The sequence below is a fragment of the Croceitalea dokdonensis DOKDO 023 genome (assembly GCF_001306415.1).
Taxonomy (GTDB): domain Bacteria; phylum Bacteroidota; class Bacteroidia; order Flavobacteriales; family Flavobacteriaceae; genus Croceitalea; species Croceitalea dokdonensis.
On record NZ_LDJX01000002.1, the window covers coordinates 658,896 to 672,828 of the forward strand.

Annotated in this window: 10 protein-coding genes; 8 read left to right on the forward strand and 2 right to left on the reverse strand. The window is 42.8% G+C overall.

Annotated elements, in window-relative coordinates:
- From pgi to I595_RS06470, 3 genes are all read left to right on the forward strand, one after another.
- The gene (gene pgi, locus I595_RS06460; RefSeq protein WP_054558552.1) at positions 1-1,638 is read left to right on the forward strand and encodes a glucose-6-phosphate isomerase; all 1,638 of its coding nucleotides are present in this window, start codon (positions 1-3) and stop codon (positions 1,636-1,638) included.
- A 157-nt stretch (positions 1,639-1,795) separates the two neighbouring features.
- Positions 1,796-5,020, forward strand: coding sequence for a TonB-dependent receptor (locus tag I595_RS06465; RefSeq protein WP_054558553.1), 3,225 nt, complete (start codon positions 1,796-1,798; stop codon positions 5,018-5,020).
- A gap of 92 nt (positions 5,021-5,112) precedes the next feature.
- On the forward strand, positions 5,113-5,547 hold the full coding sequence (locus tag I595_RS06470) for a hypothetical protein (protein ID WP_054558554.1): 435 nt from the start codon (positions 5,113-5,115) through the stop codon (positions 5,545-5,547).
- 270 nt (positions 5,548-5,817) lie between these two features.
- Here the strand turns inward: I595_RS06470 and I595_RS06475 are convergent, their stop codons facing one another.
- The gene (locus I595_RS06475) at positions 5,818-6,879 is read right to left on the reverse strand and encodes an endonuclease/exonuclease/phosphatase family protein (protein WP_054558711.1); all 1,062 of its coding nucleotides are present in this window, start codon (positions 6,877-6,879) and stop codon (positions 5,818-5,820) included.
- 90 nt (positions 6,880-6,969) lie between these two features.
- Here I595_RS06475 and I595_RS06480 point away from each other — a divergent pair, with 90 nt between their 5' ends.
- From I595_RS06480 to I595_RS06505, 5 genes are all read left to right on the forward strand, one after another.
- Positions 6,970-9,705: a TonB-dependent receptor gene (locus I595_RS06480; RefSeq protein ID WP_054558555.1), complete on the forward strand. Its 2,736-nt coding sequence runs from the start codon at positions 6,970-6,972 to the stop codon at positions 9,703-9,705.
- Positions 9,706-9,901: 196 nt separating this feature from the next.
- Positions 9,902-10,381: a c-type cytochrome gene (locus I595_RS06490; protein WP_054558557.1), complete on the forward strand. Its 480-nt coding sequence runs from the start codon at positions 9,902-9,904 to the stop codon at positions 10,379-10,381.
- 94 nt (positions 10,382-10,475) lie between these two features.
- Entirely contained in the window at positions 10,476-11,186 is a 711-nt protein-coding gene (locus I595_RS06495) for a hypothetical protein (RefSeq protein ID WP_054558558.1), read from the forward strand.
- 23 nt (positions 11,187-11,209) lie between these two features.
- Positions 11,210-11,800 carry a DinB family protein gene (locus I595_RS06500; protein WP_083467506.1) on the forward strand — a complete coding sequence of 197 codons (591 nt, stop codon included), beginning with the start codon at positions 11,210-11,212 and terminating at the stop codon, positions 11,798-11,800.
- 64 nt (positions 11,801-11,864) lie between these two features.
- Positions 11,865-12,140 (forward strand): hypothetical protein, encoded by a 276-nt coding sequence (locus I595_RS06505; RefSeq protein ID WP_054558560.1) that lies wholly within the window; start codon positions 11,865-11,867, stop codon positions 12,138-12,140.
- A gap of 5 nt (positions 12,141-12,145) precedes the next feature.
- On the opposite strand, the gene I595_RS06510 is transcribed toward I595_RS06505, so the two are convergent.
- On the reverse strand, positions 12,146-13,735 hold the full coding sequence (locus I595_RS06510; RefSeq protein WP_054558712.1) for a SulP family inorganic anion transporter: 1,590 nt from the start codon (positions 13,733-13,735) through the stop codon (positions 12,146-12,148).
- Positions 13,736-13,933: the final 198 nt, after the last annotated feature.

Genomic DNA, 13,933 nt, shown 5'->3' on the forward strand with positions numbered 1-13,933 from the left:
ATGAGCTTACCTAAAATAGACCCAACCACTACCAAAGCATGGCCCAAACTAGAGGCACATTTTAAAACAACCAAAGAAATACACTTAAAAGACCTGTTTGCAGAAGATGCAGATAGGGGTAGGACATTTAGCATACAATGGAAAGACTTTTTAGTGGATTTTTCCAAAAACAGAATTACAACAGAAACCTTTTCACTCTTGCAGGAACTCGCCCAAGAGGTAGGCCTGCAGCAAGCCATTTCTTCCTATTTTAAAGGTGAACCCATAAATGAGACAGAAGGGCGTGCAGTCTTACATACCGCTCTGCGTGCAAAAAAAACAGACCGCATCATGTTGGGCGGTAGCAACGTGGTGGACGAGGTTTATGCCGTAAAAAAAGATATTAAAAGCTTCACAGATGCCATTATTTCCGGAACCAAAACAGGGTTTACGGGCAAAGCCTTTACAGATGTGGTCAACATAGGCATTGGTGGTTCCGATCTAGGTCCTGCCATGGTAGTGGAATCCTTGAAGTTTTACAAAAATCACTTAAGGACCCACTTTGTGAGCAATGTAGATGGTGACCATGTACATGAAACCCTAAAGGAACTGAATCCAGAAACTACCTTATTTGTAGTGGTTTCCAAAACCTTTACCACCCAAGAAACGCTCAGCAATGCCACCACCATTAAAAAATGGTTCTTACAACATGCAACCCAGCAAGATATTGCCAAGCACTTTGCCGCTGTTTCCACCAACACGGAAAAAATTGCCGAATTTGGCATTAGCGATTCCCATGTTTTTCCGATGTGGGATTGGGTAGGCGGCCGTTTTTCCCTTTGGAGTGCGGTAGGCCTTACCATTGCCTTGGCCATTGGGTTTGAAAAGTACGACCAACTTTTACAAGGCGCCAATGAGATGGACACCCATTTTAAGGAAACCGATTTTTCTGGGAACATTCCTGTTGTACTAGCTTTGATCAGTGTTTGGTACAACAATTTTTATGGTGCGGAAACCGAGGCCATCATCCCTTATACCCAGTACTTGGGGCGTTTTTCAGCCTATTTACAGCAAGGTATTATGGAGAGCAACGGTAAAAGTGTGGATCGTAACGGTAAAATTACCCCTTACCAAACAGGCACCATTATCTGGGGAGAACCTGGCACCAATTCCCAGCACGCCTTTTTTCAGTTGATACACCAGGGCACCAAGTTGATTCCTAGCGATTTTATTGGGTTTAAAAACTCACTCCACGGGGATAGTGATCACCACAACAAACTCATGGCCAACTTTTTTGCCCAGACAGAAGCCCTTATGAACGGTAAAACGCAACAAGAGGTGATTGCCGAATTCAAGGAATCAGGAAAATCTGAGAAAGAAGTAAACGCATTGGTACCTTTCAAAGTATTTGAAGGGAATAAGCCCACAAACACCTTACTCATTGATCGGTTAACACCTAAATCTTTAGGATCACTCATTGCGTTATATGAACACAAAATATTTGTCCAAGGGGTACTCTGGAATATTTTTAGCTATGACCAATGGGGGGTAGAATTGGGCAAGCAACTTGCCAAAAAAACCCTGTCTGACATTGAAAATTCTGAAATCAGCAAACATGATAGCTCTACTATGAGGCTTTTACAATATTTTAAGAAATAATTAAAGCTCCCTTAATTTAACTATAGATGTAAACCCTTGTAAATGCTCAATTTATAAGAGTTCTGAATTGTCTCTTGAAATTCATTCTTAACCTTTACTTAACCTTTCTGTTTAAGTAAAATATGACTTTTGCCGAACAATTCAAACACTCTAGAACATGAAAAAAATCTATTTATCGGTCATTGCAATCCTTGTTTCTGCAATGGCTTTTTCACAAGGGGTTACCACTTCTGCAATTGGAGGTAAAGTAACTGATAATACAGGTGAGCCTTTGCCGGGAGCAAGCGTCGTTGCTGTTCACACGCCCTCAGGAACTACCTATGGTGCCGCAACGGATTTTGATGGTTTCTACCGTATAGCCGGTATGCGTACAGGTGGTCCGTACACAGTGACTATTTCCTATGTTGGTTTCGAAAATTTCGAAAGTGATAACATTTACCTTCAGCTTGGTGATTCTCGCAGAATAAGTGCTGAATTAGGAGAGCAAGCGAATGCACTTGACGAAGTAATTGTTGTAGCCCAATCAAACGGCGTATTTGATGCTGGTAAAACCGGTGCTGAAACTAATGTTAGTCAACGTCAAGTTAACTCTTTACCAACAATATCAAGGGACATCTCCGATTTCGCGAGATTAACCCCACAAGCTAGGGTAACAGGGGATAACGTAGTTTCTATTGCTGGTCAAAATAATAGGTTTAATGCTATCTATATCGATGGTGCCGTAAACAATGATGTTTTTGGTCTCGCCGCTTCAGGCACCAATGGAGGTCAAACCGGTGTTAGTCCAATCTCTCTGGATGCTATTGAATCTTTCCAAATTAACGTAGCCCCTTTTGATGTAAAACAGTCTGGTTTTGCAGGAGGTAGTATAAATGCCATAACAAAATCTGGAACAAATACTACACAGGGTTCTGTTTACGGTTTTTACAGAGACCAAAGTTTAGCAGGAAAAACGCCTGTGGGTATAGCAGGTGATAACGAAAGAACTCCTTTAGCAGATTTTACCGCCCAAACGTATGGGGTAAGAGTAGGTGGAGCAATCAAAGAAGATAAACTCTTCTATTTCGTTAATTACGAAAGACAGAACAATGAAACGCCACAACCTTTTGACATTGGAACATACAGAGGGCAAGCAACAGCTGCCGATTTAGATCAATTGACAGGCGTTTTAAATAGTAGATACGGTTATGATCCCGGCACTTTTGACAATAATACCTCTTCATTAACAAGTGACAAGTTGATTGCCAAAATTGACTGGAACATCAATGAAAGTAATAAATTGTCTTTAAAGCATAGTTATGTGAGGGCAGTAGAAATTGACCCTGGCTCTTCAAATCAAGGACGAATTGGCTTTTTTAACAATGGGAGGGATTTCACATCTATCACAAATTCAACAGCTTTGGAGTTGAATTCCCAGATTGGGGATAATATGGCTAATAATTTAGTGATAGGCTACACGACCGTCAATGACGATAGAGAAATATTGGGAACACCTTTTCCTGCGGTTGAAATAAACGATAGAGATACAAATGATAGAATCTTTTTTGGTTCTGAACCTTTCTCTACCGCAAATTTGCTGGAACAGAGTGTCCTTACCCTAACAAATAATTTTGAAATTTACTCAGGAGCGCACAACATAACCATAGGTACAAACAACGAATTTTCATCTGTAAAAAACGTGTTCTTTGGACGTAATTTTGGTTATTACAGATTCGATAGTCTTTCTGACTTTATTAATGAAGAACCAGCTAACAGATACCGTTACGGCTATTCGCTTCTAGGTGGTTTTGGTGACGATTCCCAAGGTGCTGCCGAATTCGATATTTTTCAATTTGGTTTATATGTGCAAGACCAAGTCAATATAACGGATGATTTTAAATTTACCATGGGTGTAAGGGTAGATATTCCTTACTGGGCAGACGGTGCAGAAAATGAAGATTTCAACACAAGAGGTGTCGCATTACTTGAGGCTAATGGAAAAAATCTCAGAGGAGCGCGTGTTGGTCAAGGAATAAACGCAACGGCTCATTTTTCTCCACGTGTAGGATTTAATTGGGATGTTAAAGGTGATAGGTCAACGCAATTAAGAGGTGGTTTAGGAGTATTTACTTCCAGACTTCCATTGGTCTGGCCAGGTGGCGCATACAATAACAATGGAATAACTTCAGGTAGGTTGGATATAAGAGATCGAAGTGTTGCGTTTAATCCTGATGTTACGGCACAGTTTGCTGATCCAGCTCCTGGTACTGGTGCGCTTGGTGGAAATGTTGATTTATTTGAGGAAGATTTTAAACTGCCTCAAACATTTAAAGCTAATATTGCTATTGACCAAAAACTTCCTGCTGGATTCGTGTTTTCCGCAGATTTTCTTTGGAATGACAATATAACAGCAGTAGCGTACGAGAACTTGAATTTAGCAGGGCCTCAGTTTACAACTACGGGAGCAGGTTCAAGACCCAATTATGGAAATGAAATTATTGACGACACCTATAATCTTATCCTTTTGGGTTACAATACAGGAGCGGGAAGTTCCTATAATGTAAGCGGTACTTTGACCAAAAATATTTTTTCAGAAAAAGTTGATATTAGAACTTCGGCTACCTATTCTTATGGAGATTCTGACGCCCTATTTGATGCTACTTCATCACAGAATAGTTCACAATGGCAAAATTTAGAATCGGTCAATGGTTCTAACAGGCCTGACCTTTCTAGATCTGATTTTTCTCCTGGAAGTAGGATTATTGCCAATTCAACCGTGGAGTTCAAATGGACGGATAAAGTAAGAACAAGAATAGGTCTATTCTATGAAGGTGCAGCTGGTAGTCCTTTTAGTTACGTAGTAGTAGGGGATGGTTTATTAGATGATACTGGTGGTTTTGCTACAGCTTTGCCATTTATTCCGGCTACCGAAGCAGAAGCTAATTTTGTAGACATAACTGATCGCAATACCGGAGCTATTATTACATCTGCTGCAGAGCAGTGGCAAGCATTTGATGCTTTTATAGAAGGTGATGATTACCTAAGAACAAGAAGAGGACAGTTTGCTGAAAGGAATGCAAGTCGCTCAGATTGGTTCCATATAGTAGATTTAAAATTCGCTCAGGAATTCCGTTTTAATTTTGGGGGGAATACTACTCATAAATTTGAGTTAACTGCTGATATCTTTAACTTTACCAACCTTTTGAACAAAGAATGGGGAGTGAGAACATTTACAAACTTTAATCAAGCACAGTTATTGAGTTTTAGAGGATTTGAAGCAGATGGAACTACTCCAACATATACTTTTAATGATAGAGCAGACGAAAACAGGAATGTTATTGATGACGCAGGATTGAATTCTTCAAGATGGCAAATGCAAGTTGGACTTAGATATAGCTTCTAAAGATAGCTTCCTTAATAATTACAAAACCCCTGCAGTCGCAGGGGTTTTTTTATGCCCTAAAATCACTATTTTTAAAGCTTAAAACAAACACTATGGAAATCGTAAAAAACCTACACTCCTATTTTGCATATGTTGTTTTGCTTATTCTCCTACTTGCCGTAGTGAATGCGGTTAGCGGGTGGTTGGGCAAACGGGAATTTCGGTTTGATAAGGACTTAAGGGTGAGTTTGTTTGCTTTGATTCTTAGCCATATCCAGCTCTTAATTGGTCTTGCCGTCTTTTTTATTTCCGCCAATGGCCTCAAGGCCATCCAAACCTTGGGCATGGGGGGCATGAACGCTGCTGCGCGCTTATTGGCAGTAGAACATCCTTTTACCAATATCATTGCCATTGCTTTGATCACTATAGGGTGGTCCCGTCATAAAAAGAAAACAGAGGATACCGCAAAGTTTAAGAGTATCGCCATTTTTTATGGTTTGGGACTTTTATTGATACTCTTAAGAATTCCATGGGGACAATGGTTGTAAAAAGCTCCCTACCCCAAAAGGCGAATTTCACTCTTGTGTTAAGGCCCTTTGTTGTTCTATACTAGAAATGGAGGAATTTGCAAGTCTAAGCTAATTCCCGCGTCCGGAGGAAGGTATAATCCCACAGCTTAAGAAGTGGGTATTGCCATCATCATCAGTAATTAAAACTAGTTTCCTTGGCCATACCTCTGCCTACTTCAGAAGGTTAAGGGGAAAAAAGCCCATTTTTAACCACAAATTTGGCTTAAAAAGTGAAATCATAAGACCTCATCACCGCCGTCTTTCAGAAACAACTGGCACGGCCTTTCTGATTAAGTACATATACACCGGAAAATGGTCTGCGTAACCGCCTTGATAGGTGGTCCCCACATAGGTGCGGAACGGATAACCCTTATAACGACCAGATGGATTTTTAAGATATTTGGGCGCGTACACACCGGCCTTCCAAAAATGGTATTTCCCTTTGGTATCCAACACCAGGTTTGCCGTCATATAAAACTGGTCAAACAGGTTCCACTTGTCCCTGTAGGCTAGTGAACCCACCCCTTTTTTGTATAATTTTTCCATAGGGTTAAAAAGGCTGGTACTGTCTAACTGCTGTACCTTTCCTTTGGTTTTCAGCACTTTTTTAAAACTCACGTCCCTTGGGTCATCATTAAAATCGCCCATACTGATAATACGGGCATCCGGTTCAAAACGCCGGATAGAATCCAATATGCGTTTATTTAACTCCGCCGCCTTAATGCGATTGGGCCTGCTTCTAGCTTCACCACCACTTCTGGACGGCCAGTGATTTACCATAAAAAAAAGCCGTTGTCCGTCCAAAAGTCCAGAGACTACCAACTGGTCACGGGTATAGTTTATAAAGCCCTCTTCATCAAAAAGCAACAAACGATGCTTCTTAAAGGTATCAGGTATAAATACATCCTTTTTATACAGTAAGGCCACATCTATGCCTCGTTCATCGGGGGAATCAAAATGCACAATACCATAATTTTTATCTTTTAGGTTGGGGTGGGAAACCATAGCTTGGATTACTTCCCTATTTTCTAGCTCACAGAGTCCTACGATATCTGGAGCGTTTTTGGTGACTTCTTTCCCAATGGCCGAAATGACGCCAGTAATGCGTTCTATTTTTTGTTGAAACCTGGAGGCATCCCAACGGTAGGCACCTTCTGGGGTTCGGTCATCGTCAAAGATTAAGGTATCATTTTTAGTGTCGAAGAGGTTTTCCACATTGTAAAACGCTACCGTTCGCACCTGATACTTATCCGAGGATTGGCCAAAACATAGCCCAGACAATAGCAATAAGATTGGCGTGATGCGCTCCATGGCCATCAAATTAAAACAGAAAATCGGCTTATTCCACCAAAAACATATCTTTTTGTATTTTTTCTTACTTTGTAGGTATAATCACTAACCATGGTTTTTTTTATAAGGGCATTCCTTGTGCTCTTTTCCTTATCACTCGTTGGACAAAACGCCCAGACCATTACAGGAAAGGTGGTTGATGGTTTTGGTAACCCGATACCTGACGTCCTCGTTGGTATTGAGGCAACCAATTCCTCTACCTTTACCGATTCCTTAGGGGATTTCCAACTCTCTGCCCAAGTGAAAAGCGTTATCATCCTCAACCTTTCCAAACAGGACTATATCACCCAACGGATTCCCATTGAGCCCTCCACCACATCCAGCTTCATAGCCTTGGAAACCATTGTCTTGGAAAAAGATATCACTTTTGAGAAAACGGATAACCTCATCACCCTTACCGATGGGGACCTGTCCGACGACAGCGAATCCACCTCCGTATCGGCAGGACTGCTACAGGCAACCCGTGATGTCTTTTTAAACCGTGCTGCCTTTGATTTTGGGCAGGCTTTCTTTAGGGTTAAAGGCTACGATTCCAGAAATGGACAAGTGCTCATTAACGGCATGCGCATGAACAAGTTTTTTGACGGTAGGCCCCAGTGGAACAACTGGGGCGGACTAAATGACGTAATCAGAAACCAAGAATTTAGCAATGGCCTAGAGGCTTCTAGCTATGGGTTTGGAGGAATCCTTGGCACTACCAATATAGATTTGAGGCCTTCTGGTCTGCGCTCCGGCACCCGCATTTCCAGCTCCTTCTCCAACCGCACTTACGCAGCTAGGCTTATGGCAACCCATACCTCGGCACTCTCCAAACAAGGGTTGGCCTATACACTATCCGCCTCCAGAAGATGGGCCAACCAAGGGTACATCAATGGCACCTTATATGATGCCTATTCCCTTTACGGTTCCTTGGAATATCAATTGACCGATGCCCACACCCTTAATGCTACTGCGATACTGGCACGAAATAGGAGAGGGAGGTCCTCTGCGGTTACGGAGGAGGTGGTGGCATTGGCCGGAAAACGCTATAACCCCTCTTGGGGCCGGCAAGAAGGCGGCATCAGAAACGCAAGGGAACGAGAGGTTTTTGAGCCTTTGTTTATGGTAAACCATTTTTTTAAGGGCGATACATGGAGCATAACCTCCGGAATGGCATACCAATTTGGACAAAATAGTAGAAGTAGATTGGGCTATTTTAATGCCCCAAACCCAGACCCTACCTATTTTAGATATTTGCCAAGTTTTTACATCAATAACTCCATTGGGGCAGATTTTACCAACGCAAATTTGGCACGTGAGGGTTTTAGGGCCAATCCACAGATCAACTGGCAACAGCTGTACACGGCCAACCAAAATCAGGAAAAAGCCGCTTATCTAGTAAGTGATGATGTTAACCAAGACAAACTGCTGCACATCAATTCCACGGCCAACCTTACCATATCACCAAAAACACAGCTTGACCTAGGAGTGGCGTACCGAAGCCTGCTCTCTAAGAATTTTGCAGAAATAAAGGACTTACTGGGTGCCCAGTTCCATGAGGACATAGACCCTTTTTCCGATACCAGGAACGATATATCCGGTTCCCTGAACAAATTGGAGGGAGATACGTTCAATTACCACTATAACCTAAGGGCCAGTGATGTGGATGCTTTTGCACAACTATCCTATAATACGGATAGATGGAATGCCTTTACCGCCGTAAACTATGCCCGGACCCAATACCAACGGGAAGGGATATTCCAGAACCAACGCTATCTGGACAATTCTTTGGGAAAGGGGAGATTGCTACAGTTCAATACCCTTGGCCTTAAAACAGGTGGCACCTATTCCCTTAGCGGGAGGCATGCCATACGGGCCCATTTTGCATACCTGCAGCGGCCGCCCTTATCCCAAAATACGTTTATTAACCCTAGGGAAAACAACGATATCGTGCAAAATGTACAAAGCGAAACCGTCACCTCCGTAGACCTCAACTACTTTTTAAGGTTGCCAGACCTTACGGCCAGGGTAACGGGATTTTATACCCGTTTCCAAAACGGTACGGACGTAAATTTCTTTTTTGTGGACGCAGGGGTAGGCTCAGACTTTGTGCAAGAGGTCCTTACCCAATTGGACCAGCTCCATAAGGGGGTGGAACTGGGCCTGGAATATCAAGCTTCGGCCACGGTAAAGCTTTCCTTTGTGGGTAATTTAGGGAGCTACGTTTTTGCCAGTAACCCCAATGTATCCATAAATTTTGATACCGCAGGTGCAGAAGAGGACCTTATTAACCTAGAGGGAAGTATTGATTTGGGCGCTGCAAACATTAAAGGGTTACGGTTGGCACAGGGGCCACAGCAGGCCTATGCACTGGGCGTGGAATACCGCGACCCCAAATACTGGTGGATTGCCGGCACGGCAAACTATCTAACGGACAATTACGCCAATATCTCTACCATTACCAGAACGCAAAGCTTTTTTCTAAACCCAGAAACGGGAGCGCGTTTTCCAGAGGCCACGCCAGACAATGTGGCCAAATTGTTACAACAACGACCCTTGGACAGTTTTTATCTTTTAAATCTTGTAGGTGGCAAATCATGGCTTAAAGACGGGAGATACATCAGCATTTTTGCAAGTATCAATAATCTTTTTGATACCAGCTTTAGAACGGGCGGATTTGAACAGAGCAGGAACGGAAACTTTGGCCAATTACAGCAAGACAACCTTAGGAACGACCCTTCTTTTGCGCCTAGATATTGGTACGGGTTTGGGCGTACCTTTTTCTTGAATTTCGCCATTAGTTTTTAAGGACGTCACATATTTTGGAAAAATGGACAGGTCCCTTTTCTGGTGTTTTGCAGACTCGTAGGTTTCTTGTGGGCCATATTGCCGGAAACGATATGGTCAAAAACTTCATCGTATACGTAAACCAAGCGGTATTATGCCATATAGCGTTGCCAATACATCTAACTTTTATTTATCTTAGGGGTTCAATTGATGACTTATGAAAAAAATAGTATTGTGCATGGCCCTAGGGGCTTTTATAGCGAGTTGTGGCGGTAAAAAAGAAGAAAAGAAATCTGGTTTTGAAGTCAACAGAACCAAAAAAACGGAAAAAACGGTCACTGAAAATGAAGGTGTCCCAATAGACCTCAACAATAAAGGCATAGGACCTATTAAAAATGTGGATTTTGCCGATGAAATTGATACGGAGATGGCGGCACGCGGTGAGGCTAAATTCAATGCTATTTGTACGGCTTGCCATATGCCCAACCAGCGGATGATTGGACCGGCAATGGCGGGAGTGTACGAGCGTAGAAGTCCGGAATGGGTCATGAACATGATTCTCAATCCTGACGGAATGTTAAAGGAAGACCCTATAGCCAAAGCGCTACTTAAAGAGTATAACAATGCCATAATGTTAAATCAAAACTTAACAGAGGCAGAAGCACGTGACTTAGCGGAATACTTAAGAACGTTGTAAAAGTGTTCGCTGTACCAGCATAGAAAGCGTTACCATCCTGTCATAGGATATGTAACGCTTTTATGTTTTCAAAGAACTTATAAAAATAAAATCTATGTTGAAAAATCTCCTCCTATGTTTTGCAATCATCAGTGCTGGTTCGGTTAGAAGTCAATCCTTGCTTGGTGCTTGGCAAGCGGAATATTCGGAGAACGGAAAACCAATGAAAAGTGTCTTGATTTTTGCCGATGGATACCAAGTGGCCACGCAATACAGTGCAGTAACTGGGGCTTTTTTAGCTACAAACGGCGGATATTGGAGCTTGGAGGGTTCAAAAATGACGGAAAAGGTGGAATTTGATTCTGAATATCCTGAACATGTAGGCAACACCAACAGTTTTGAAATTTCCCTGACCGATGATACCTTAAGCATCATTGGCCAAAAGATACTTTGGAAACGAGTGGATGATGGAACACCCGGTGCCTTGCAGGGGGCATGGCTCATGTCCGGGAGAAAACGGGATGGAGAAATTCAGGCCAGGGATACCAACCGGCCAAGAAAAACCATGAAAATACTATCTGGCACCCGTTTTCAATGGATCGCTTACAACACAGAAACAAAAGAGTTTAAAGGAACCGGTGGAGGTACCTACACCACAGTTGATGGCAAATACACGGAAACTATCGAATTCTTTTCCAGAGATGATTCCCGGGTTGGGGCAAGTCTACCCTTTACTTTTGAATTAATAGATGGCGACTGGCACCATTCTGGATTTAGCAGTAAAGGTGTGCCGTTATATGAAATTTGGAGCCTTAGAAAAGAATAGCATTCTATCGAAACCTTACATCAATGTTAAAATTCATAGGACTCTGTTGCCTGTTGGCATCATGGAATCTACAAGCCCAAAACATGGAACTACCCTATCGCCAAATTCCTGATTATCCACAAGATTATGGTTCCGGCAACATCGTTGGGCGAATGATCGACGGTTTGGGCTATCGGTATTATTGGGCTACAGAAGGCCTCACAGCATCGGATTTAGAATATAAACCCTCTATAAATGCACGTTCCATTTTAGAAACCCTACAACATATCTACGGAATGTCTGAAATGATACTGGAATCGCCCAAAGGGGAACCCAGTATTCGCCCCAAAGATTTTTCCATCTACCGTTTTGAGGAATTACGTTCTAAAACCTTACAACATCTAGATGCTGCCAGCAAACTCCTCAAAGGTAAAACCGCTGAGGAAATAGGGGAATTTAACGTAACCTTTCAACGTGGAGAAAAGCAAACGGAATTTCCGTATTGGAATATGGTAAACGGAATGCTATCGGACTGCATATACCATACCGGCCAGATCGTGGTGATGCGAAGGAGCAATGGAAACCCCCAAAACCCAAATGTGAATGTTTTTCTCGGAAAAACAAGAGACAACTAAGGTGTAGTCCCTAAGGTTGTAACAAAATTACCGGTTTTACTACCCATAAGTAAAGGGAAAGATTATGGGGTCAGCTAGTCAACCAATGTTAGTCGTTAAATACAACCGAAGTCTGTTAAGAAAACGACGGAGTCATAAAGAAATAAAAGAATCATATATCGGTTACGTTCGGCAAGCCGAACTAGAATTTAAAGAGCTGACCCCTTTTGAACAAAAGAAAATCCGGGACAAAATCATGAAACAGGCAAAAGCGGATCGTCTGCACGATATTACCATGTCCTTAGTAGCACTTTTAATCTTGGGCGCGATACTCTTTGGAATCTATATGCTTTTTAAATAGCTATACTACGTTTTACCCCTAACCTTGTCTGTTACCACTTTATAGGTTGGGTCTTCCAAAACATTGACCTCAATGATGTCTTTTGCATTTTCTAACAGTAGGATGCAGTCCTTGCTCAAATGCCTCAGGTGGATTTTCTTGCCGGCTTTTCGGTACCTTTCGGTAAGCTTGTTCAGGGCCTCAATACCGGACATATCTGCAACACGGCTTTCTTGAAAATCAACGATCACCTCTTCGGGGTCGTTTTGAACATCAAACTTTTCCGCAAACAAGGTGGTTGAACCAAAAAAGAGGGGGCCGTAAATTTCGTAATGTTTTATCCCGTCTTGATCAACATACTTTCTGGCGCGGATACGTTTGGCATTTTCCCAGGAATAGGCCAATGCAGAAATGACCACCCCCAATAAAACGGCAATGGCCAAATTATGGGTAATGGCCGTTATCAAGGTCACCAATATCATGACAATAACGTCTGAGTTTGGCATTTTGCGAAAGGTTTTAAAACTGGCCCATTCAAAGGTGCCTATAGCTACCATAAACATTAATCCAATCAAGGCGGCCATGGGCAAACGTTCAATTAAGCTGCTGCCAAACATAATGAAGACCAAGAGCATTACGGCCGCGGTAATACCGGAAAGCCTGGCCCTTGCTCCAGAGGAGGTGTTGATCAAACTTTGGCCGATCATGGCGCAACCGCCCATACCGGATAAAAACCCGGACAGAATATTGGCCGTTCCCTGCGCTACGCACTCTTTGTTGCTCCTGCCCCTGGTTTCGGTGATTTCATCAATAATATTTAAGGTAAGTAAACTTTCTATGAGCCCCACCCCTGCCACGATTGCCGCATAGGGCAGCACTATTTTTAAACTGGCCAGGTTCAACGGAATGTTGGGAATGGAAATTGGCGGGAAGCCACCAGCAATGGTCTGCCCCTCCTCCATAGTGTCCTTTACGGTAATGGTATCAATGTCAAAGCCCAAGACCAAGGCAGATACCACTAAGATGGCCACCAAGGAAGATGGTATGGCCTTGGTGAGTTTTGGAAGTCCCCAAATAATCAACATGGTCAATAGCACTAAGCTACCCATGATCATTAGCGGTGTTTGTGGAATCAAATCCTCCGTTCCACGGACATAGAAGGTTTTAAACTGCGCCATAAAAATAATAATGGCCAATCCGTTGACAAAGCCAAAAATAACGGGTTGTGGCACCAGTCTAATAAACTTCCCCAATCGTAGGACACCGGCCAAAATTTGGATGACACCGGCCACGATCACCACGGCAAAAACATAGTTCAAAATCCCCTGGGTGGTGATGTCCGGAAAAGCTTCTTTTAATTCTAGGGTCATACCAATAAAAATGGCGGCAACAGCACCGGTAGCCCCGGAAATCATCCCTGGCCTCCCACCCAAAATGGCCGTGACCAGACATAGTATAAATGCAGCGTACAAACCTGTAAGTGGGGAAAAATCTGGGATTAGGGCAAAGGCAATGGCCTCTGGCACCAAGGCCAAGGCCACGGTGAGCCCAGATAGCACTTCGGTTTTATAGTCTACTTTTTGTTTAAAATTGAACAGGTTCAGGTATTTGCGCATGTGGTGCTCTTTGAAGCTGGCAAAAATAGAACTATTGCCCCAACATCCCGAATTAATACGGATTTTTAGGGATTCCACGTTTTTCTTGCCTTGAAATGCAGGCTTTCTAATCATTATCCCGTACTGCTGCCCATCCCATAACCCAACTATGGGACGGGGAAGCCACAATTGCGGTGCTCGGTTACCGGGGAAGAGCTG